General features: G+C 45.9%; 25 protein-coding genes and 1 riboswitch. Of the genes, 5 read left to right on the top strand and 20 right to left on the bottom strand.

Features of this window, described 5'->3' with window-relative positions:
• Positions 1–4: 4 nt before the first annotated feature.
• From ACGF5R_RS03940 to ACGF5R_RS03925, 4 genes are all read right to left on the bottom strand, one after another.
• Positions 5–622: an adenosylcobalamin/alpha-ribazole phosphatase gene (locus tag ACGF5R_RS03940; protein ID WP_387689842.1), complete on the bottom strand. Its 618-nt coding sequence runs from the start codon at positions 620–622 to the stop codon at positions 5–7.
• A gap of 323 nt (positions 623–945) precedes the next feature.
• The gene (locus ACGF5R_RS03935) at positions 946–1,236 is read right to left on the bottom strand and encodes a hypothetical protein (RefSeq protein WP_052105928.1); all 291 of its coding nucleotides are present in this window, start codon (positions 1,234–1,236) and stop codon (positions 946–948) included.
• Positions 1,229–1,579: a hypothetical protein gene (locus ACGF5R_RS03930; RefSeq protein WP_112878637.1), complete on the bottom strand. Its 351-nt coding sequence runs from the start codon at positions 1,577–1,579 to the stop codon at positions 1,229–1,231. The genes ACGF5R_RS03935 and ACGF5R_RS03930 overlap by 8 nt, the downstream gene beginning before the upstream one ends.
• Positions 1,580–1,622: 43 nt before the next feature.
• Complete coding sequence (locus ACGF5R_RS03925) at positions 1,623–1,802, bottom strand: DNA-binding transcriptional regulator (protein ID WP_112878636.1); 180 nt, start codon at positions 1,800–1,802, stop codon at positions 1,623–1,625.
• 323 nt (positions 1,803–2,125) lie between these two features.
• On the opposite strand from ACGF5R_RS03925, the gene ACGF5R_RS03920 reads away from it, so the two are divergent.
• Positions 2,126–2,431 carry a HigA family addiction module antitoxin gene (locus ACGF5R_RS03920; protein ID WP_015833758.1) on the top strand — a complete coding sequence of 102 codons (306 nt, stop codon included), beginning with the start codon at positions 2,126–2,128 and terminating at the stop codon, positions 2,429–2,431.
• A 46-nt stretch (positions 2,432–2,477) separates the two neighbouring features.
• On the opposite strand, the gene cobS is transcribed toward ACGF5R_RS03920, so the two are convergent.
• From cobS to ACGF5R_RS03845, 15 genes are all read right to left on the bottom strand, one after another.
• Positions 2,478–3,224 carry an adenosylcobinamide-GDP ribazoletransferase gene (gene cobS / locus ACGF5R_RS03915; protein ID WP_112878635.1) on the bottom strand — a complete coding sequence of 249 codons (747 nt, stop codon included), beginning with the start codon at positions 3,222–3,224 and terminating at the stop codon, positions 2,478–2,480.
• Positions 3,221–3,766 carry a bifunctional adenosylcobinamide kinase/adenosylcobinamide-phosphate guanylyltransferase gene (gene cobU, locus ACGF5R_RS03910; RefSeq protein ID WP_112878634.1) on the bottom strand — a complete coding sequence of 182 codons (546 nt, stop codon included), beginning with the start codon at positions 3,764–3,766 and terminating at the stop codon, positions 3,221–3,223. Before cobU ends, cobS begins: the two co-directional genes overlap by 4 nt.
• On the bottom strand, positions 3,763–5,301 hold the full coding sequence (locus tag ACGF5R_RS03905) for a cobyric acid synthase (RefSeq protein WP_387689877.1): 1,539 nt from the start codon (positions 5,299–5,301) through the stop codon (positions 3,763–3,765). Before ACGF5R_RS03905 ends, cobU begins: the two co-directional genes overlap by 4 nt.
• Before the next feature lie 103 nt (positions 5,302–5,404).
• Positions 5,405–6,118: a cobalt-factor II C(20)-methyltransferase gene (locus ACGF5R_RS03900; RefSeq protein ID WP_387689840.1), complete on the bottom strand. Its 714-nt coding sequence runs from the start codon at positions 6,116–6,118 to the stop codon at positions 5,405–5,407.
• The gene (locus ACGF5R_RS03895; RefSeq protein WP_112878632.1) at positions 6,118–6,912 is read right to left on the bottom strand and encodes a sirohydrochlorin cobaltochelatase; all 795 of its coding nucleotides are present in this window, start codon (positions 6,910–6,912) and stop codon (positions 6,118–6,120) included. The genes ACGF5R_RS03900 and ACGF5R_RS03895 overlap by 1 nt, the downstream gene beginning before the upstream one ends.
• 13 nt (positions 6,913–6,925) lie before the next feature.
• Positions 6,926–7,711: a cobalt-precorrin-6A reductase gene (locus ACGF5R_RS03890; RefSeq protein ID WP_112878631.1), complete on the bottom strand. Its 786-nt coding sequence runs from the start codon at positions 7,709–7,711 to the stop codon at positions 6,926–6,928.
• A complete protein-coding gene (locus tag ACGF5R_RS03885) occupies positions 7,708–8,433 on the bottom strand; it encodes a precorrin-3B C(17)-methyltransferase (protein ID WP_112878630.1) in 726 nt (241 codons plus the stop codon). The genes ACGF5R_RS03890 and ACGF5R_RS03885 overlap by 4 nt, the downstream gene beginning before the upstream one ends.
• A complete protein-coding gene (cbiG, locus tag ACGF5R_RS03880) occupies positions 8,427–9,488 on the bottom strand; it encodes a cobalt-precorrin 5A hydrolase (protein WP_112878629.1) in 1,062 nt (353 codons plus the stop codon). The genes ACGF5R_RS03885 and cbiG overlap by 7 nt, the downstream gene beginning before the upstream one ends.
• Positions 9,469–10,242 (bottom strand): cobalt-precorrin-4 methyltransferase, encoded by a 774-nt coding sequence (locus tag ACGF5R_RS03875; RefSeq protein WP_112878628.1) that lies wholly within the window; start codon positions 10,240–10,242, stop codon positions 9,469–9,471. The genes cbiG and ACGF5R_RS03875 overlap by 20 nt, the downstream gene beginning before the upstream one ends.
• Positions 10,235–10,804, bottom strand: a complete 570-nt coding sequence (locus ACGF5R_RS03870; protein WP_112878627.1) for a decarboxylating cobalt-precorrin-6B (C(15))-methyltransferase — start codon at positions 10,802–10,804, stop codon at positions 10,235–10,237. Before ACGF5R_RS03870 ends, ACGF5R_RS03875 begins: the two co-directional genes overlap by 8 nt.
• Positions 10,794–11,396, bottom strand: coding sequence for a cobalt-precorrin-7 (C(5))-methyltransferase (locus tag ACGF5R_RS03865; RefSeq protein WP_112878626.1), 603 nt, complete (start codon positions 11,394–11,396; stop codon positions 10,794–10,796). The genes ACGF5R_RS03870 and ACGF5R_RS03865 overlap by 11 nt, the downstream gene beginning before the upstream one ends.
• On the bottom strand, positions 11,393–12,529 hold the full coding sequence (gene cbiD, locus ACGF5R_RS03860) for a cobalt-precorrin-5B (C(1))-methyltransferase CbiD (protein ID WP_112878625.1): 1,137 nt from the start codon (positions 12,527–12,529) through the stop codon (positions 11,393–11,395). The genes ACGF5R_RS03865 and cbiD overlap by 4 nt, the downstream gene beginning before the upstream one ends.
• Positions 12,526–13,158, bottom strand: a complete 633-nt coding sequence (locus ACGF5R_RS03855) for a cobalt-precorrin-8 methylmutase (RefSeq protein ID WP_112878624.1) — start codon at positions 13,156–13,158, stop codon at positions 12,526–12,528. The genes cbiD and ACGF5R_RS03855 overlap by 4 nt, the downstream gene beginning before the upstream one ends.
• 14 nt (positions 13,159–13,172) lie before the next feature.
• Positions 13,173–14,132 carry an adenosylcobinamide-phosphate synthase CbiB gene (gene cbiB / locus ACGF5R_RS03850; protein ID WP_112878623.1) on the bottom strand — a complete coding sequence of 320 codons (960 nt, stop codon included), beginning with the start codon at positions 14,130–14,132 and terminating at the stop codon, positions 13,173–13,175.
• A complete protein-coding gene (locus tag ACGF5R_RS03845; protein WP_387689838.1) occupies positions 14,129–15,511 on the bottom strand; it encodes a cobyrinate a,c-diamide synthase in 1,383 nt (460 codons plus the stop codon). Before ACGF5R_RS03845 ends, cbiB begins: the two co-directional genes overlap by 4 nt.
• Positions 15,512–15,611: 100 nt before the next feature.
• Positions 15,612–15,799, bottom strand: a riboswitch (cobalamin riboswitch).
• 460 nt (positions 15,800–16,259) lie between these two features.
• On the opposite strand from ACGF5R_RS03845, the gene ACGF5R_RS03840 reads away from it, so the two are divergent.
• From ACGF5R_RS03840 to ACGF5R_RS03825, 4 genes are all read left to right on the top strand, one after another.
• Positions 16,260–16,856 (top strand): molecular chaperone, encoded by a 597-nt coding sequence (locus ACGF5R_RS03840; protein ID WP_262981217.1) that lies wholly within the window; start codon positions 16,260–16,262, stop codon positions 16,854–16,856.
• A 422-nt stretch (positions 16,857–17,278) separates the two neighbouring features.
• Positions 17,279–18,793, top strand: coding sequence for a trypsin-like serine peptidase (locus ACGF5R_RS03835; protein WP_387689836.1), 1,515 nt, complete (start codon positions 17,279–17,281; stop codon positions 18,791–18,793).
• A gap of 413 nt (positions 18,794–19,206) precedes the next feature.
• Complete coding sequence (locus ACGF5R_RS03830) at positions 19,207–19,611, top strand: hypothetical protein (RefSeq protein WP_387689834.1); 405 nt, start codon at positions 19,207–19,209, stop codon at positions 19,609–19,611.
• Between the two features lie 9 nt (positions 19,612–19,620).
• Positions 19,621–20,133, top strand: coding sequence for a tail fiber assembly protein (locus ACGF5R_RS03825; RefSeq protein WP_262981172.1), 513 nt, complete (start codon positions 19,621–19,623; stop codon positions 20,131–20,133).
• A 40-nt stretch (positions 20,134–20,173) separates the two neighbouring features.
• Here ACGF5R_RS03825 and ACGF5R_RS03820 read toward each other — a convergent pair whose 3' ends face one another.
• Positions 20,174–21,271, bottom strand: a complete 1,098-nt coding sequence (locus tag ACGF5R_RS03820; protein ID WP_262981171.1) for a glycosyltransferase family 4 protein — start codon at positions 21,269–21,271, stop codon at positions 20,174–20,176.
• Positions 21,272–21,330: the final 59 nt, after the last annotated feature.

Genomic DNA, 21,330 nt, shown 5'->3' with positions numbered 1-21,330 from the left:
GGTGTTATTTCCGTATCTCAGGCAGCCAGTCAGTCCGGCTATTAAATGTGCGCAATGTCGTAAATCCATGTTGGATTTCCACGACACTGTATGCTCCCTGTTCAAAATGAAAATGCCACATAGCAGCAGGCGGCATAGCCAGCAGACGCGCCAGTAACAAGCCCAATACCCCCTGATGCGCGACTAATAACAGATTATCCTGACTTTCTTGTATCAGCAGTTGCTGAACCACATGTTCTATCCGGGCCGCAAATGTCGGAAAAGTTTCACCCCCGGTCGGGGATACCTGTTGCCAATCTGCTAACCAGGCAGCCCAAGCTTGAGCGTCTTCATGTTGTAAATCACGGTGATGGCGCATTTCCCATGCGCCGAAATGCATCTCATTGAGTTGAGCATCAATGCTAGCTGATAGCGAATGATCGGCCAGAATAATCTCCGCAGTATGGCGCGCCCGCCGTAACGTGCTGCTTATCGCTTGTAAAAATGTCACTGCCGATAGATAGTGAGCAACTTTCCGAGCCTGATTGATTCCCGTTTCAGTCAACTCCACATCCGTCATACCACAGAAAACACCGCTCAGATTCGCTTCTGTTTGACCGTGCCGAACCAAAAATAGTCGCATCGTCGTTACTCAACCTCAGATGTGTTTAAGAGCGGTTAATTCAGAAACACGTAGATTCAGACTCGTTTTTTAGCATGTTACCCCCATTCATCATAAAATGACTTGCGAATGTGTATCGTAGTACATGTCCCGCCAGCCTTTTTGCTAGATTGGGAATCATTGATTTAATACCGTTTTGGGTAGCGATTACCCAACGTTCATATGTTGCACTTCGGACTTTGTGCCGAAGCGCTTACGAATATGCTTGCCCTTGCGGGCGAACATCAGCAAGGTACTGCCCGCTACCCAGTTTGGATACACTCACAAAATACCTACCAAAAATTTCACCCAAACAAATAACGAGCCACAGCTAATGCCAACCCAGCGGTACCAATTATGGTTGCAGCTAACCACTTCGTCTGTGCACTGATTTCTTTATGTAGATCGCCTTTTGTCGCAAACTCTTCAGATCGAGTTGTTAGCTTGGTTAACTCTATCTTTATTTGCATGACATCTGATTCAAGACGCGCCACTCTTGGCTCTAAACTGCCACCATCACCGCCATCATTACGGGTAGTATCCATATCATCACCCCCTTTACGTTTAGTACTATTCATATAAGATATATTACTCATCATGTGATCCTTTCTCTTGCTGACTCAACCAATGAAGCACAGATCTGACCTCATGAGTGGTAATATAGCCACAATTATCACAACTGAGTTTATAATAATAATTAGCATCACTGTCGGTAGGTTGTTCTGGTGCGTGTCTAAAAAAAGTAACAAATGTTTTGCTAACCGATTGCCCATGAAGCAAGTCAGCAACCACAGCTTTGCTTGTCTCAGCAATAACTTGCTCACCAATACTGTGGCACATCGGGCATATTCGAGTTACTTTCTTCGCGTCCAAGAACTTGAAGAAAGTATCAGCATTTATTGTTTCCAACTTCTTAATAAGTTTGTTTTTGTCTTTCATTTAATCACTATCATAAATGTTTTCGTTTAATGAGTTTCTTAACTTATAAACAAAGGGGAACCCACCACACCCCCAACGTATGTATATCTTTATGCCCCGTTTCATAATTTTTTACAGTACGCAAACCCAATCCTAATTCTTTTGCAAATGCGACTTGCGTTAGCCCCTCTGCTTTTCTAATGAGTTTAAGTTTTTCCGCATAACTGTTTGACAAGACTCCCATAGGAGATCATCCTCATGTTGAAGCCTCCACCTGGAGACCTTAAAGTACGACGAAATTCGGATAAGGACTTGGGAAGAATAAACTATGCCAGCTAAAAGACCTAAACCTATTGTTATAAAAATGCCCGATTGCCTTGTTGTTTTCTGCCTGCCATACCACTCAAAGCTAACGCTTTCAGCATATGCGGAGGTTACAGATCAAACGGTCAGAACCTCCAACAACAAGCCAATGAGCAAAGATTGATACTGACAAAAAAGAAGAAAGGCAGAAAACGTGAAGTAAATACGGTTTTATTATTCCTCTTGGATTTCACAGGAAACTTTATGGATACCAGAACAGCAGAACCTACTACTGTAGGCGAGATGTTGACTGAAGAGTTTTTGAAACCCTTGAAAATAACTCAACAGCAGTTGGCAAATGCGATGGGTGTTTCTCGTAAAGTTATCGGTCAGATTGTGAATAATTCCCGGCGCCTGTCCGTCGAAGAGGCCACACAATTAGCCGGTTTATTTGAAACGGACGAGGATTTTTGGATTAACCTCCAAGCAGCTCATGATCGCTGGGAAAGTCGCCAGATTTCCGCCCGTAAGCATTACGCACCTATTACTGTTATTCTTTCAGCCAGCTAATGATTGGCGTAAGAATAGGGAGTTGGACATTCTGTTAGGAAGTTACTCACAGTAACGCCAGTAAAAACACCAACTCCCCAACTTCCACTGACGCTCCAAGGGTATCACCGGTCTGACCGCCTAATCGTCGATGCAGATACACCGCCAGCAACCCGATAACCAACAACGTAATCGCCAATGCCAACACACCAAACCAGCGCATCAGTAGAGCAATCAACATTGCCCCACCTAACAATGTCAACAGTGTCTGATAACCATTAACCCGACCGATATAGAGATTCCCCAACCCAATTCCTTCACGAGCACAACGCTGGCGGTACATTAACAAGATAATCGCACTCCTACCCGCAATAGATGCGGCAGTCAAAGCCATTAACATAGGAGCACCACGCAAAGATAATTCGCTTACCACCAGCACTTTCGCCAAAATAAGCAAGATCAATGCCAACCCACCATTTGTTCCCAAACGGCTATCACGCATAATCTCTAACATTCTTTCCCGCTTACGGGCAGAAAACACGCCATCACAGGTATCCGCTAAACCATCAAGATGAAGAGCCCCGGTTAATAGCGCCAGCGCTAATACGTAACCCAGCGCCGCCAAGGGCGCGCCACACCAAGGCGCCAGCAAGGTAAAAACCACCGCCGAAAGCATACCGACAATCAATCCAACCAATGGGAAACTCGCTATACCACGCACGTACTGATCGATTTCTAATCCCCGTGTCCAGCGCGATGGTACCGGGATGCGAGTCATAAATTGTAAGGTGGCAAGAAACAAGCGCAGATTCATTTAATTTTTACCTCAATTCCCGATACCATCAAAAATACTTCACTGGCAGCCGCCGCCAGCCGCTGGTTAACCCTTCCGGCAATATCGCGGAAATGGCGGGCCAGACGGTTCTCCGGCACAATGCCCATGCCTAATTCGTTAGTGACCAGATATATCGGGGAAGTCATGCAAGTACAAGCCGCTAACAGATCGCTAATTTGCTGCTGAATTCCCACCTCCAATACAGCAAAGTCCATGTGTTCAGGTGGCGTCTCTCCAGCTTGCTCAAATAATAGGTTGGTAATTAAGGTGGTGATACATTCCAAGATAACCGCTTCTCCCGGCCGGGTTTGCGTCGTGATAACTGCACCGAGATCGCGATAGCCTTCCCATGTACGCCAATGAGCCGGCCGATTTTCGCGGTGCAGTTGTATACGTTCAGCCATTTCACTGTCTGTCACTACAGCAGTCGCAATATACAATACCTGTTCACTCGCTTGTGCCACCAGCCTCTCTGCCAGCGCACTTTTACCACTTCTAGCCCCCCCAGTGATTAAGATCACGGAGCCGAACCTTGTCGATGGGTTTTCATGCACTGATAAATCCGTTCTATATCCAGATGTTCACGCATGGCTTTCGCCAGCAGGTCAAACTGCGTCTGTTTGTAGTGGGTATAATCCAGTGTTTCCCCTTGATAAGCCGCCAATCCTTTGCGCTGACGCAGAGCATTAAGTAGAGCGCGGGTAAAATTAGCGCTATCAAATAAGCCATGAATATAACTGCCCATCACGCTACCCTCTCGATTAATCGCACCATCGCACCAGCTACCCAACCGGCCGTTACACTCAGTAATACAGGCAAACGGTATTGCATCCGCCCCTAATAACGAATTGCCCATATGAATTTCATAACCCCGAATAGGCTGCTCAATGCAGTCTGATAGCAGGCCCGGCAATGCCGACAAGCACTTACCATTTACTCTGGTTGTCACTTTTTCATCGGCAAAGCGGGTTTCCATATCCAGCAGTCCAAGGCCATCCATCTGTTCAATGCCCGATTCCACCCCATCAATGATCCGTTTCCCCAGCATTTGATAACCACCGCAGATACCGATAACAGGAACACCAGCCTGATGTGCCGTCAACAAGGCATCCGCTAACCCGTTCTGTCTCAGCCATTGCAAATCTCCCAATGTGTTTTTGCTACCGGGCAAGATAATCAGATCCGACGGCTGCAACGCGGATGGTTGAGTCACATAACGCAAGCGAACATCCGGTTGCACCACCAGCGCGTTAAAGTCAGTAAAATTAGCAATATGAGGCAAACGAATCACCGCAATATCCAGCGCTTTTTCTGTTGCGCCATCATATTTGCCCGTTTGTAGCGCTACGCCGTCTTCATCTTCCAGATCAATATTCAACCAAGGCATGACACCCAATACAGGCACTCCAATTAAAGCTTCAATCTGTTCAATACCCGGCTGGAGCAGGCTGACATCACCTCGGAATTTATTGATGATCACCCCTTTTACCCGCGCTTTCTCCTCCGGGCGCAACAGTGCCAATGTGCCATAGATGGCCGCAAATACGCCGCCGCGATCGATATCCGCGACCAACAACACAGGGGCATCCACCATCTCCGCCATTCCCATGTTAACAATATCTCGATCTCGCAGGTTAATCTCCGCCGGACTGCCAGCCCCTTCCAGCACAATGACGTCATATTCACTCGCCAGACTGTGAAAAACCTCACAAATTTGCTGCTGTAAACTGGGCTTGTATTGGTGATATTCCACCGCATTCATGCTACAGGCTACTTTTCCCATCAACACAACTTGCGCCTTACGCTCACTGGTGGGTTTAAGCAATACCGGGTTCATCCGCACATCAGGCTCGATACCCGCCGCCTCTGCCTGAAAAATCTGCGCCCTGCCCATCTCTTCACCGTTACTAGTGATACCAGAATTCAACGCCATATTCTGTGATTTAAACGGCGCACAGCGATAACCATCCTGAACAAAGATACGGCACAATCCTGCAACCAGTACACTTTTCCCAACATCGGATGCTGTACCCTGCAACATTAAAGACAAGCCCATCATGCTATCTCCTTTATATTGGTGTAGCAGAGCAAAAAGCTGCTCCTCAGTTTTTACAACCGCGATTCCATTCGCCATGCAGCTTTAGCTACCTTTCAAGCACTTATTTCTCAGTATGCCACTGTTTATTCACCAAAATGGTGGAGAAATAAGGTAATTTCTGATCGACGTCCACCTGATCCAAACGGCGCCAGCACTGCTCACTTGGCAATGTAGCATCCGCCATTAATAGGGCATGTTCAAATAAATTCAGGCGCGCCAACAATGTACTCACGGTGGCAAAACGGTTATAAACTTTCATTAGCACCACGCAATCATGCGTTTGCAGCGCCTGTTCCAGCTCAGCTTCCGGCGCAGTGCAAGACATTATCGCCATTGATTGCTGTTCCATCGCCAGTGGTAATACGGTACGTGCGGCAATCGCGGCAAAAGAGGTGATACCCGGGACAATTTCCAACCACTCTTGCTGACCAATTCGCGCCAGCAAAAAGACCCACGTACTAAACAACATGGCATCACCCAACGTGATAAAACCCACTTGCCGCCCTTGCGCTACTTCATCTTGTAACTGTTGCGCGACTTCATCCCATACCGCCTGTTTCTCTTCGCCATTACTGTTCATCGGAAAATGGCAGGTACGAATTTCCGTGTGAGGTAGCAGGTATTCACGCACGATGGAGAGCGCCAGACTATCTCCTCCTTTACGCCCGGCAGGGGCATAAAGCACATCAAGGCCAGCGAGTATTCGCGCTGCACGCACGGTCACCAAGTCACTCGCTCCCGGACCAACACCTATAGCATAAAGTTTTCCATTCATCACACCACCTCCCGCTGATCTGCCTGTAATGCGTCTGTCAAGTGTTGAACGAACATCTGGCGAATTAATGGATTTTCACCTAATCCCTGTAACCAAGATTGCGTTTTGATCCCAACCGCTTCTAATTGAGAACGCCACGAATCCGGCTCATCCGATGCCATATCGTTAATCGCATGATCGCCAGCCACCATCATTAATGGCATCAAATGTACTTTACGCACCGCCTGTCGCCGCAAGCGGATAATGATATTATCGATTTCCGGGTAGCTCTCCACCGCGCCAACCAACGCCGGGAAATTATGTGAATTCATCAGGTGATCAAGACACGCGTAAGCAGAAAAGGCATGATGGGTTGCACCATGTCCCATAAACACCACCCGCTCATCCTCGGCTAATAGCGGCATCTGACTTTTCAGGGCAATAAGCAGTTGTTGATAATCGGCAAAACTGTTAAGCAGCGGTGTGCCTACTACTAATCGTTGGAAATGATCACTAAAGGTACGCACTTCACTGACAATCTTTTCATATTCATCACCGTTGATGACATGGAGGGATTGAATAGCCACATCCTGATACCCCTCATTGACCAAACGCTCCAACGCCTGACGTGGGTTATCTACCTGTAAACCATCACGTTTTTTTAATTTACGGATGATCATCTCTGAGGTGAATGCACGATATAGATCGCGATCACGGTAAGCTGCTGCCAGTTGTTGTTCACAGACATCAATATTCTTTTGTCGGGTTTGATGATAGCTGGTACCAAAGCTGATGATTAATAATGCTTTTTTCATTTTATTGCCCTCATTATTCCTGCCAATTGGCGAGGTGTTGGACAAACTCATCCAGCGAACTAATCTGCTCTCCGTCATCTCCCTGTAAAGTCTGTGTAGGACGGCACACCACAATACAGGGAATATTGAGTGCCAGACAGGGAGCCACTTTCTGTTGATATCCCCCCTCGGCCCCAGACTCTTTTGTGATCACCACATCAGGGTGACAAAATTCATACACTGCATGATTGAATTCAGCCGTAAATGGCCCACGCAACGCGATAATATGATCGACCCCCAATCCTAACGCTTCACACTGAATCAATACCTCGGCGGTCGGCAATACCCGCACCAACAACGTTTTTCCCGGTAGTAAACGCTGATACAGCTCCAATTGCTTACTGCCAGTGGTGAGCAAGATCCGTTGCCCTAGTGTCCGGGCAACGTCGCAAGCCGCCTCGATACTATTTACTTTGTGCAACAATGGATGGCTCAGTAAGTCAATCTCACTGGGACGCTGATAACGAGTAAGCCGCAGTGATAAACGACGACAAGCTGTGAGCACATTTTGGCTTAGTGCATCTGCATAAGGATGAGAAGCATCAATCACCCAACGTACCTTATGCTGATCAAAGTAATCCACCATCGCCTCGGCATCCATTCGCCCCACCACTACCTCTCCCTGAATATCACCCGCCAGTTGTTTCCCTGCATCAGTAGCAACAGAGAGACGATAACGTGCTCCTGCTGCGTCTAGTGCCTGACAGAGCAACCGGGCATCGCTGGTACCGCCAAAAACATGGATAGCCGGATGGCTCATAATTCATACCCCCGTGGCGTGATCATCAATCCATCACGGCAATAGGTCGTTTGATTGCCAACGATTACCAGACTGGTCATATCCACCGGGGAGAAATCCATTTCGCCAAACGTGGTAATCCATTTATCCTGTTTTTTACGTCCCGCCGCTTTTACTACGCCAACCGGTGTTTGCGCCGCTTTCCACGGCCGCATAAGTTCAAACGCTTTGGCAAGATGCCCTTCCCGGCCACGACTACGTGGGTTATAAAAACAAATAACAAAATCGGCTTGTGCGGCGGCAATAATACGTTTTTCAATCATCGGCCACGGCGTTAACAGATCACTTAAACTGATATGACAAAAATCGTGCATCAACGGTGCGCCCAACAACGACGCAGCAGCAATACTGGCGGTGATCCCGGCGACCAACTTAACTTCAAGATCACACTGTTGCTGGCAAACCAATTCCAGCACTAAACCCGCCATGCCATAGATTCCCGCATCACCGCTGCTGATCAAAGCGACTTTACGGCCGGACAGTGCCAAATCGATCGCCTTCTGGCAGCGTTCAATCTCCTTGCACATACCGGTCTTAATCACTTCTTTATCCATCGTCAGATACTTAACTAAATGGGTGTAGGTTTTATAGCCGACAATAATTTCAGCTTCGCGGATCGCCTCAATGGCCTCCTGTGTCATCATGGATTCATTGCCTGGCCCAATACCGATTACTGTTAACATGATTGTGATACCCCCAAAGTGATAGTGACGCCCTGCTGACGCAAGGTCCGACCAACCAATTTTCCTTCGCTCATCAACCAGGCGACGGGTTGTGAAACACTACCAACCCCTACCGTCTGGCGGACAAAATCGGAAGCAGGAAAACGTTGTTCATGAAGACTTAACTCATTAACACTGAACAACTCAAACGGTACACGCCAACGCTGTGCAAGCTGATTGAGCGCCGGTTCATCCTTTTTAATCACAACACTGCCGATGGCACGTAACGCCATCAGATCGAAATGGTTTTCCACCATCTGCTGCTGCAATAGCTCAATCACTGTTTGCAATGGCGTATCCCGGCGACAACCGATCCCGGCCACAACACGCTTCGGCACCAGTTTGTAAACCGGTAGAGACAATTCCGGCAATGAATCTCGCAATGTGATACACACCAGCGCATCCAGCGCTGGTAATGTATCCAGACACGCTACCGGGACAAAACCCCGGGTATCACACCGCTCGCGTTCACTAAGTAGTCGCTCATCCCACCACAGCCCTACTTTCTGACCACTGACCAGCATTTGATTTATCACCTTCACCACGTGGCGAAAATCCTGCATATCGGCATCTAATTGAGTGGCAAGGGTGTCCAGCGCCGCCATCCCGTTAACATCCGTGGCGGTTGTAATCACCGGATCAGCGCCTAATAACTCCGCCAAATGGTGAGTCAATGCATTAGCGCCACCCACATGACCGGATAACAAGCTGATAACATGCTGACCACCTTCATCAATCACCACTACGGCGGGATCATGCATTTTGTCGTTTATCAGTGGCGCAAGCATGCGCACCGTGATGCCAAGCGCCGCTACTACTACCAACGCTGAATAGTGTTTAAATGCCTCGCGCAACGTGTCGCCAAAGCTGCCATTAAAAGGCGTAAACCCCGGCTCCAACAACTTTTCGCTGGTAAAACAGGTCAGAGGAAGATGAGTTTTCAACCGACGTACCAGTCTGACCCCTCCCGGAGTCAGACAGAACACCGCAATCGACTCATGCCCGGCGATATTCATGGCTAAACCCCGCATCATAAAGCTTGGAATAGTGGTACTCCTCTCCCAAAAAAGCACCGACCAAAATCAAAGCGGTTTTACGAATACCCGCAGCCTGTACTTTTTCAGCGATATCCGCCAACGTCCCGCGCACAGTTAGGCTTTCATCCCAGGTCGCTTTGTATACCACCGCGACCGGCGTCGTTGCCGGATAGCCGCCGGCTTGAAGACGCGCGGCCACATGCCTCATCTTCTGTACAGAAAGATAAATCGCCATTGACGTTTGATGAGCAGCGAAGGATTCTAACTGTTCGAGCGGCGGCACCGGTGTGCGCCCTTCAATTCGGGTAATGATCAAGCTTTGCGCCACTTCCGGTACGGTGTACTCCACCCCTAATTGCGCTGCTGCCCCAAGAAAAGCACTGACACCCGGTATTGAGACAAAACTAATGCCCGCATCGGTCAAAGCTTCCCCTTGTTCGCGTATGGAACCGTACAACGAGAGATCGCCGGTTTGCAGTCGCACTACCAGTTTACCCGCACGTACACCATCGACCATCAGTGCAACAATCTGTTCCAACGTCAGGCCGGCGCTGTCATGACACTCAGCCTCTGGCGGGCAATAATCCAACAGTTCGGTATTAATCAGCGAACCGGCATAAATCACCACCTGTGCCTGTTGCAGCAAACGGTAACCTTTTAAGGTGATCAACTCCTTATCACCCGGTCCGGCCCCGACAAACCACACTTTTCGAGGATCAAAATATTCAGACATCGATCTTCTCCTTGTAACAGGAAATTAGATAAGTCGGATTATTCGGTTTGAAATAGTGACCATTACCAAGGGACGCCAGAGTAGATGCTTGTAGCTGTATACACTCCAAATTACTGATCTGACAGGTCCGCAAATGTTCCAGTGCATCATTTAGGTTATTCAACAAAATGAAAGTCAGTACCAAGCGGCCACCGGGGTACATGTGATCCAGTGCCCAATCGATCAAAGCGGTCAATTGCCCGCCACTGCCACCAATAAATACGGCATCCGCCATCACATCCGATGCTAACGGAGCTTCTCCTGCAATAATCTCCACATTATGACAACCTAGTCGTTGACGATTCTCCTCAATCAAGGCCAGTGCCGCCGGGTTACGTTCAATGGCAGTAACGGTTAACGCCGGGAAGCGTAACGCCGCCTCCAATGCCACACTGCCCGTACCCGCCCCCACATCAATCAATTGGCTAGCATCATTCAGTTCCAGCCGCTCCAGCGCCAATGCACGTACGGGTTCTTTGGTCATCGGCACTTTCTGTCCGCGTAAAAATTCATCATCTCTCATTTAGGATCACCACCACATTCATGTCATAGTCAGTCGCCACCGCTTCCGGCCGCAGACGGTGAATACGCTCATTAGGCAAAGAGAGGTTTTCACCAATAATCAATGTACGGCTCAGGCCACGCTCAATAATGGCCTCCGCAATTGCCCGCGGGCCGACGCGCCCATCAGTTACCATGCCTACTTTGTCGTGTTGCAGAAGCCAGCTAAAATCCGGGGTACGCCCGTGACTGCTGGTCAGATAGATATCGTTCATATCCAGTGCAGCTTTGGCACACAAATACTGAATTGAACTGATACCCGGAATGATGCGCAGATCATCTGCGGTAAAATATTCAGACAATAATTTGCCAATGCCATATAACAACGGGTCACCAGACGCTAATACCACAATCCGGCGTGTACTGTTGCTCTGTAGCCAAGCAAGCAAACTGGCAAGATCAGCGTCCAGTACGCGGGTTTCGTGGGTGACACCGCTAAATATCTCCAGGTGACGTCTACCACCAACCAATACCTCCGCCTCAGTGATATAGTGCTGTGCCTGCGGTATCAGATACGCAGTATCGCCGGGACCAATTCCCACTACGGTGATCATCGCATTGCCTCCAAAATGTCATTTAATGGGCGACTGGTGCCAAGTATTTGATTATCAAAGGAGAACATGATGGCATCACAGCGCGGTGGGTTAACCGCAAAACGCAACATTTCACTCATTCGTTCACAAATGCGTTCGGCAATACGGTCATAAACCTCTTGCAAGCCGTGTTCTGTGATCAGTTCCATTGCCGCTTCCGTGGTATCGCAACGACTCACCTCTAACAGCAGTTCCTGCGACGCCCCCATCAGTGCCAGATAAGCAATCAACGTTTCCATACGGCCATCAGCAATATGACTGTGGGTATGGAAAATTCCTGCGGCCACTTTCACCAACTTGCCGGGGTGTCCCACCAACATGATATGGCGGAACCCAAGCCGTACCGCTTCCTGCAACATGTAACCCACGAAGTTACTCATGGTTACCACTAGCTGACCATCAAGCCCCAATTGTTCACGCACAAAACGTTCACCATGATTGCCCGGTACCAGAATGACCTTTTCAGCACCCGCCGAACGTTTCATTTCCAGTTCTATCGCCAACGAACGTTTCCAACTCTCTTCCGACATTGGCGTGACGATGCCGGTAGTACCAATGATGGAAATGCCGCCAAGTATCCCCAAGCGCCCGTTGTAAGTTTTCTTTGCCCGCTCTTCACCTTCCGGCGCGAAAATTTCCACCTCCGCGCCCCGTAAAGGACCAATAGCCTCCCGTACCGCTGCCTCAATAGTCTGACGCGGTGTACGATTAATCGCAGCGCTGCCTACCGCTAATCCGACACCTTTGCGGGTAACCGTACCCACACCTTCCCCACCACGCAGATGGATCTCACCGTGATCACATAAAGTGACGCGGGCAAAAATCAACATGCCATGAGTGGCATCTACATCATCGCCACCATCTTTACGGATAGCAGCAGTCGCCTGCTGGCCTTCAATCAGTGGCTGTTCAACGTTAAGGCGTAATGTCACACCAGAAGGTGTCACAATAGAAACATGATCAATAACTTGCTGACGCAGCACCATTAATGCGGCAACCTTGGCGGCAGCGGTAGCACAAGAACCCGTGGTATAACCTTTGCGATACTGCTTACCGTTATGCCAGATGCTGTCTAGTTGCATGGTGTCACTCATTGTGCCTCCCGCAATCGGTACAGAATGGCATTGATAATCGCCGCCGCGATATTACTTCCCCCTTTACGACCTGAGGCAGCGATACAAGGCAGTTCACTTTGCATCAAAGCGGCTTTCGATTCCGCCGCACCGACAAAACCAACAGGCACCCCAACCACCGCCAATGGCAAAGCCTGCCTTTCCAGCAAACGGAACAGCGCGGTTGGGGCGTTACCAAACACGAAGATTTTGTCGCCTTCTTCCGCCAATGCGACATCTACCGCGGCCATAGAACGCGTAATACCCTGCGCTTTCGCCATCGCTACTACACGCGGATCACTGATATAGCAGCGGCATTCACACCCCATCTGATGTAACAGTGCTTTGTTGATACCGGACTGAGCCATCGTAGTATCGGTATACAAGGTACATCCCCGGCTCAATGCCTCTGTCATGCGGGCCAGCACACCCGGCGAGAACCATAAAATATCCAACCAGTCAAAATCTGCAGTGGTGTGGATCACCCGTTTAATTACCGCTTCTTGCATCTCATCAACAAAACGATAATCAGGGCGCTCACTGGCAATAATATCGCCAATGATTGCAAAGCTATTCTGTTCAATTTGCTGAGGTTTCTGGAGGTAGTTCATATTGTTGCCCTTTTCTAAGCCATTCCGACCAACAGTAAACGCAACAGCGCAAACAACAGTAAGGCCAGTTGCGAAGCTATCATCATCAAATGGATACTGCGCGGGATATCCATCAGCGCGATTTTACGGCGTTCATCACCAATCCAAGGTTTATCTACTCGTTCACCAAAATAACAATTTGAACCACCAAGGCGGATACCCAAGGCTCCCGCAACCGTCGCTTCCGGCCAGCCACAGTTAGGACTGCTATGCTGATAACGATCACGCCAGCCAATACGCAGAGCCTGACGAAAATCAAGCCGGATGAACCAGGCTGCAGCACTCAATAACAGCCAACTCAACCGCGCCGGTAACCAATTCGCCAGATCATCCATGCGAGCGGAAACATACCCAATGGCGCGGTATTCCGGCGTTTTGTACCCCACCATTGAATCAAGGGTGTTAACCGCTTTATAAGCCATTGCCAACGGCGCACCACCAATCATTAGAAAAAACAGTGGAGCAATAACCCCATCAACGCTGTTTTCCGCCACCGTCTCCACCACCGCGCGGGTGATTTGCGGTGCATCTAGTTGGGAAGTATCGCGCCCAACAATCCGTGACAATTGCTGACGACTCTCATCCAATGAGCCTTGTTGTAATACCTCATGTACCTCTAGCGCGGCGTCACTCAGACAACGGCCAGCCAACAGGGTATAAATCATCCACACTTCAACCAGCCAGCCGACCCAAGGATGAATAAGGTTCATCAGCCATAGACACCCCCAACTCACCAACCAAGTCAGCCCCACAACCACTATCCATAGCCCTGCTCCACCAACTTTCAATGCACGTTCACTGTGACAACAGCGCCGAACCGCCCGCTGTACCAGAGAGATCAGCTTACCAATCCAACGCACCGGATGAGGCCAATGCGGCGGATCACCTAACCAGCTATCGAGCAAGAAAGCAGCAAACCAGGCAGCAAGTGTCACAACAGCCTCCTTGCAGACCTCAACCAGCGATCAAGCAGACTAGGGCGCTGAGCAAAATGGATATGAAGATAACTAGCCAGTGTCTGCTGTACCTGATAGCCTCCGGCCCATTGCTGTATTGCCATCCCGTCACGCCATTTAGTACAGTCAAAGACTGAGGGCACTGAGCTGATAAAATCAGAATAATGAAACTCGTGGCCCCGCAAAATCTCACCTTCTGCGGCCAGCAAAGTGTCAAAACGGGCCTGTGCCTGACAGTAACCAAAGCGCATCAACCGCGTACCCATATGGCTTTCCCCCGGCAGAATACCGGCCATCTGGTGGCTCGCCCCCTCGCCATCGGTTAACGATTTACCAAGGTACATCAGGCCACCGCATTCAGCATAAATGGGAACTTGACGACAATGCGCATCCTGTAAAGCTTCCCGCATGGCACTATTGGCGGCCAACTTAGCGGCATAGATTTCCGGGTAGCCCCCACCGAGATAAATCATCTGACAATCGGGTAAACGGCGATCATGCAGTGGACTAAAACGGTGAATACGTACCCCCACCCGTTCCAACATCTCCAGATTATCGGGGTAATAAAAATTAAAGGCCTCATCATCTGCCAACGCTAGCGTCAAGCCATCAGCCAGTGCGGGATTAGGCAATGATGGTGCCTCACCTGGGGGTAAAACAGGACAGTCACAAAGCGCCAACAGACGGTCAAGATTGATATGCGCCTCCACCTGTTGAGCCAGCCGCTGCCAGCGAGCATCATTGTCCACCTGCTCTTGAGCAGGAATAAGGCCAAGATGACGAGACGGTAACGACACATCTTTCATCACGGGTAAACGCCCTAGAACAGGAACACCGCAATAATGTTCAATCGCATGACGAATAAGTTCGAAATGATTTTCAGAATTGACGCGGTTAACAATGACGCCCGCAATCGTTAGAGAGGGATCAAAACGACAAAAACCCAGAACCGTTGCGGCAACAGAAGTCGATACAGCCTTACCGTCTACCAACAAAATCACCGGGCATCCCAACTGCTTAGCCATTGCAGCGCTACTGCAATAGTTTGGGTTGGTACCATAACCATCATACAACCCCATCACACCTTCGATGACCGCTACATCAGCATGACGCATATGCTGATTATAAAGACCATTAAGCGTTGCTGTTGGCAGCATAAATGCATCAAGATTACGCGATGCTACGCCACACACAGAGCTGTGCCAGCCGCTGTCCAGATAATCGGGCCCCACTTTAAACGGCTGGACAGTCAACCCTCTCAACATCAATGCCCGCAAAATGCCAAGAGTAACCGTAGTCTTACCACAGCCACTACCCGTACCCGCGATAACAAATGCCTTCCTACCTGACCATTGCATAGAAAATTCCCGATATGTCGATCGGAAAAGGAGCGCCCATAAGACGTGCCAACACTGCGCACACCACTTGGATGACAACTCGCTTCCCACCGAAGGAGTTAATGTCTCGTGCCTGTCAGGTCGGTCTTCTGGCTTAGCGTCATCCTTCCCCGCAACCTTCCCAGTCTTTCCGACCAGTGGCATCAGCGGAGTTGTCAGCATCACAGCAGCGGGGGCTGCGGAGGATTTTCACCTCCTTCCCAACCACACCATTAAGGTGCGGTATTAACCTAACGGCGGTTTATACCCGTCATCTTTCAAGTTGCCTCTTTGTTGGCTGCACTCACTCACCCCAGTCACATAGTTACCTATGCTCCCGGGGATTCGCTCCCTTGCCGCCGAGACGCATCTTGAAATCCATAGGGTTTATTTATTTTTAACGTGGTCTACTTTTCAAGTTATTAAATTATTAGATAACTAATGATATATATTCACTTTTACCATAATAACCTTATTAAATTCATTAAATTAAAATGCAGATTAAATATATATTTCCCATACCAATAAAGCGGCTAATTTTATTATTTTCGGCGATAAACTTATACGATTTATAACAAAATCCACCGTCAATCTGGTGATAAAGATAGTAGCAACACCACAACAGATTAATCGTTGATCATAATCAACTATCTATTCATAACATATAAGCTTATGATGTGTTTATGCTGCTTACACCATCGGTATAACCCAATCATAATGAGAACTTTCCATGTTATTAGATACTGCTGTACCTCGCATTATTGGCGCCTGTTTTTATTACTCACCGAAATCAGAACAAGTCCGTCCACTAATTCCCTTACTTATCGATATTGATAAATTATTTCCCTGGTCAAATAACCGCACAATAGAAAATCTGACGAAAAAGCTCTCTAGCTTCTCAGTCGAATCTCTACAATATGACTACTCCATCTTGTTCGAAGGGCAAGGTGTTATGCCAGCCCCACCTTGGGGATCGGTTTATCTGGACCGAGAAAACTCGTTATCAGGTGAAAGCACGCTGGCTTACCGGGAATTTCTGACAAAACAGAATATCGCCATGTCCAGTAAACAACGGGAACCCGAAGATCAATTCGGTCTGATGCTGCTGGCCTTAGTTTATATTTTAGAACAAGGGCATAAACCTGCTGCACGTACATTGTTAGAACAGCACTTACTACCTTGGGCTTACCGTTATCTGGAATTGATGCAGACAACCAAACTAGAAAATGATTTTTATCCCATTTTAGCCACTATTGCTATTGACTATTTAAAAACACTGCAAACTGAATTAAAACTCATTCCGGCAAGACTACAATTATTTTACTAACACTTTTATTATTCCATAACAAATGCTCCGGGTGATAAATTTAGTAACAACGAATAAATATACATTCTCCTGGAGTTCAACTCTCATTTAATCAACTCATCCTTTATAACAACGAATTTATACCAGAAAAACCTTTATAGCCAATTCTCGTTCCATTGAACGTTATAGCTCTATTGCAGTATATAAAACTATTTAGCTGATTTTTATGTTATTTATTATTGGCTATGGATAACAGGCACTCAATAGAATGATCTTATGCGCTAAAAAAACTGTCTATTAATTCATAAATTAGTAAACATTAAATACTCATATAGAGGATTTATTAAAGTTTTAAAAAACACTTAGCGATAATTTTTTCTTCATTGAATGTCTGTTTCCATTACATGGAAAGATTAAAAATGTAAACAACATGAGGTAAAAACATGAGAAAAACCTTTTTAGCTACACTTATTACAGGGATTATGTCAACAAGTTGTTTTGTACAAGCACTTCCCGAAAATAACAGCAAACATATTGCTGATCTGCAAGACAATACCAGCAACGAAGCTCCGCTATTAAAATCTACCGATCCGGGCGCTGAGCGATTTAAGCATGTGGGAAAACTAAGCGGTCGTGGTCTGTGTACCGCGACACTTATTGCCGGTTCAGAAACCCCTGATGCCAATCAACAAGCCCTTATTCTTTCCGCAGGCCATTGTTTTGACTCTTCATTAGATACTAATGAAGTCGTGATTGATCAACCTGTAGGTCCTGGTTGGACATACACACCAAATTACTTTATTGACTTAATCAATAAACACCAACCTGTTGGTGTTGATAGGGTTTTATACGCAACAATGAAAGACGGTGACCTTGCAGTTTTCAGACTTAAAGCAACTTATGGTGAGTTGGCAAATCGCGGAATACTGCCGGTGACTTTACAAAAAGATTATGCACCATCAGAAAGCCAACCGATTGAACTTGCTCACATTCCGGGCAATGGCATAGAGGGTAATAAACGCTATCTACGCTATTCGGCTTGCTCCATTACTGGAAAAACCTCTCTTTTGTATGAAGGCATATGGGCTTGGTCTCCGGCAATTTCTGTTAATTGCGCCGGTGTTGCGGGAGGAACTTCTGGTTCATCGGTTATATTGAAAGATCAATCTAAAATAATTGGTGTATTAAATACCACCGTCGATCGAAATTACACGGGATGCGGTCTTAATCGGCCTTGTGAACTGGTTAAGAATCAGGGTTTCTCACGTGAAGGTGCCAGCTATTATATTCCTGTTGATAAAATTGCACGTGCATTTACCCCTGATGGAAAACTGGATTTAAGTAAATTTGATGATGGAAAAGGGATCACTATTAACGCTGGCGGCCCACTGATTACTAAAAGCACAGTTAACAACAAACCTGCCACTTGGAATTTACATCTTGAGGAGCAGGGTTTTGATAATATTCGCTATAAAGGAGGACTTGCGAGTAATATTGATTGTTCAGATCCTAAAGGATACAGCAAACCTATTCCAGTCACTACACAACCGCTGGAAAAACTTACTGTTCCTTCCAAAGAAGGGATTTACGCCATGTGTGTCATTGGACAACATTCTGCAAATAAAAGCTGGCAGAGTACGTCTAACGCATCAATAAAATTACGTGAAATTGATGACACACCTCCGACAATAAAACCAACAACAAGATTAGTTTTTGAAACAGAAGATAGTTGGATTGTTGATCCTATTTTTAACGTCTATGAAATTGTTGACTTACGTATAAAATCAGGCCCATTAAAATCCACAAAATGCGATGATGACACAGGTTACTCTATTTATAGACGAATCCCAATTTCTCTTAAAAAGAAAGATTCCCCAGTACGCTTTTGTGTATATGGCTTAGATCAAGCGGGTAACAGAAGCCCAATATCTTTTAATGATTTTAAAGTTAACAAATAAATCTTTAAAACTGGCCAGCATTTGCTGGCCTTTTTCGTGTTTATCTTGGTTGATGGAAAATTTAATAAGTACAATTTGTTTGTTGATATTTCTTAACCAATAAATTTTCCCCGATGTAATAAGCTCCGTAATTTGAAAAAGTGTACTGTATAAATTAACAGACTTGAAATGCTGTGTATTTTACCAGTGCATTTAACCTTTCAAATGGCTGTTTTATGAACCAAATGTGATTGCATTTTCGCCACTCACAATATTCTTCTACTCAATCGTCATTTTGGTTATTTATTGATACGCAAATCTGCCCAGTTTTTACTGTATCTTAGCCTCGTTCAATGCTCCAGGAAGCTGTCTTGGCAAAGATTACTACCTATTAATGAATTATAAAAAACCTTGGTTTAGTGGAAACGGTGGAGTTGGCGAAAAGTGCATACCCAAAATCCGGTGGTGTTTTGGATGGGAATGTGGATGCCACCGGGTCTATTTCCGGTAGAGGTGTGTATGAATACCCAAGTATTCGTGTCTATAGTGCTGCAAACAAACCGTCACCGGGTGAGCTAGGTGCATATACCACAGGTGAATGCGATAATCGCTACGCCTTGAAGAACAATGTTGGGGTGATTAATTTACGACTTGGAAGTTGGGTGACAGAAGGAGGATGGACAAACGAGACAAAAGACTGGTCTGCTCCTTCTGGGCATGTCCTTGTTGGCTTGGGTACAGTAATGTGGAGTTCAGGAAGACAGCACCTTGCCAGTGTACATTATCGCCCTGTACAAGCATACATAAATGGTATTTGGGTAACAATCTCCTCAATCTAGGGTGACATTATGAAAACTGGTATTTTTACTCCTTATATTCCAGAAGATGGCATATCTTGTGTTCAATACTTAAGAGATGATAAAGGCAATGACTGGTATCAGATTCAAGAAAAATTTTTAGAAGAAACTGTCAAATTCACATTCAATAAAGATGGTGTTATCACTTCAATATCAAAGGATATATCTAGTTTATTCCCTATCTATTTATCCGTTGCTGAACTTGCATCAGAATATGTACCAACGGGGATAATTATCACAGATGGGTGGTTTTTTGACGGTAATAAAATCATTAAGCGCATTTATACACTGGAGGAACAACGACAGCAGGCAAAGAACCAAAAGTCAGAAAAAATGATTGCTGCAAATGAGGTAATTCAGCCTTTGCAGGATGCTATTGATTTAGGAATAGCAACTAACGAGGAAAAAGCCCTATTACTAGAATGGAAAAGGTATCGAGTATCACTTAATCGCATTGATACTTCATTAGCATCAAAAATTATCTGGCCTGAACAACCAAAGTAAAATAACAACGGCCTGCTCCCCAGGCCGTAAATTTTTAAATTTAAGCGTTACAAACAGAACTATAAGTACTTATCGTTTCTGAAACCATTTTTCTCACATCAAACTCATTAACTGCTTTTTCCCTAGCTTTTTTAGATAATTCTTTTAACTCTTGAGATGATAAATTAGCAATCAAATTTAAAACATTATATATTGATGTTTCATCCCCTGCTTTTGTGATCCAACCATTAACACCATGATCAATATTTTCTGGTAATCCTCCGAAATCAGTGACAATAACAGGCAAACTGCAAGCCATCATTTCTCTGCAAGCAAAACTGATAGTTTCACAATCAGTAGATAAAACAAACCCTATAGAAGCATTCTTCATATAATTAATAATTTCTTTATCATCATTAATATAACCCGTAAATTCAACATCGATGTGAGAGAAAGGAGCATCCACTAATTTATCTATATCTTCTTGGTGAGGAGTACGTCCAATAATTCTTATACGAAATTTATCAGATAGCTCTTTATTTTTTACCAAACATCTTATCAAAAAATACCACCCTTTGTGTTCAGCGGTTCCAGCAGAGGAAATAAGTGTTATTTTCCCTTTTTCTATAACTGAATGTTCAGTTTTCCATTTATCGGTATCAATACCATTTTTTATAGTAACAGCCTGTTTATCAGAGATAAAAGAAGAGCATTGATTTCTAGTGGAGTCACTCACGAAAATAATTCTTTCATTAAATTTTTTCAGCCTGATTTTGGATAACCAAGATACAGGGTAATGATTATGTTTTGTATAGATTATTTTACATCTCATTCCGAAAAATATCCTTGCGAGGATAGCGGTTTTATTGTCAGAAGTTCCATTAGTATGGATTATGTCTATTTTTTGTCTTCTGATAATTTGTGACAAAACCTTACAGGTTGTTACGAGTTGTTTGAGTTTATTAAGCTTGCAGAAAAAATAAAGAGGAACAACATTATTAAACCCGGAACTGGTAAGTTCTTTGTACAATCTGCTTTCAGGTGGACAAGCAATCAACAATTTCCCTTTATTATAATCAAAATATTTAACTATATTCATGATATATGTTGTATGACCACCGCCATTACCTGTATGGAAATTTGTTATCATAATATTCATCGCTCACCTACTCTTATCTTTGTCATGAGTTAATTTCATCTAGAAATCAAGGCCAACAC

Source organism: Photorhabdus sp. RM71S (assembly GCF_042879355.1).
Taxonomy (GTDB): Bacteria; Pseudomonadota; Gammaproteobacteria; order Enterobacterales; family Enterobacteriaceae; genus Photorhabdus; species Photorhabdus kayaii.
Note: the sequence above shows the minus strand (reverse complement) of the source record. Positions and strands in the feature narration are given on the sequence as shown.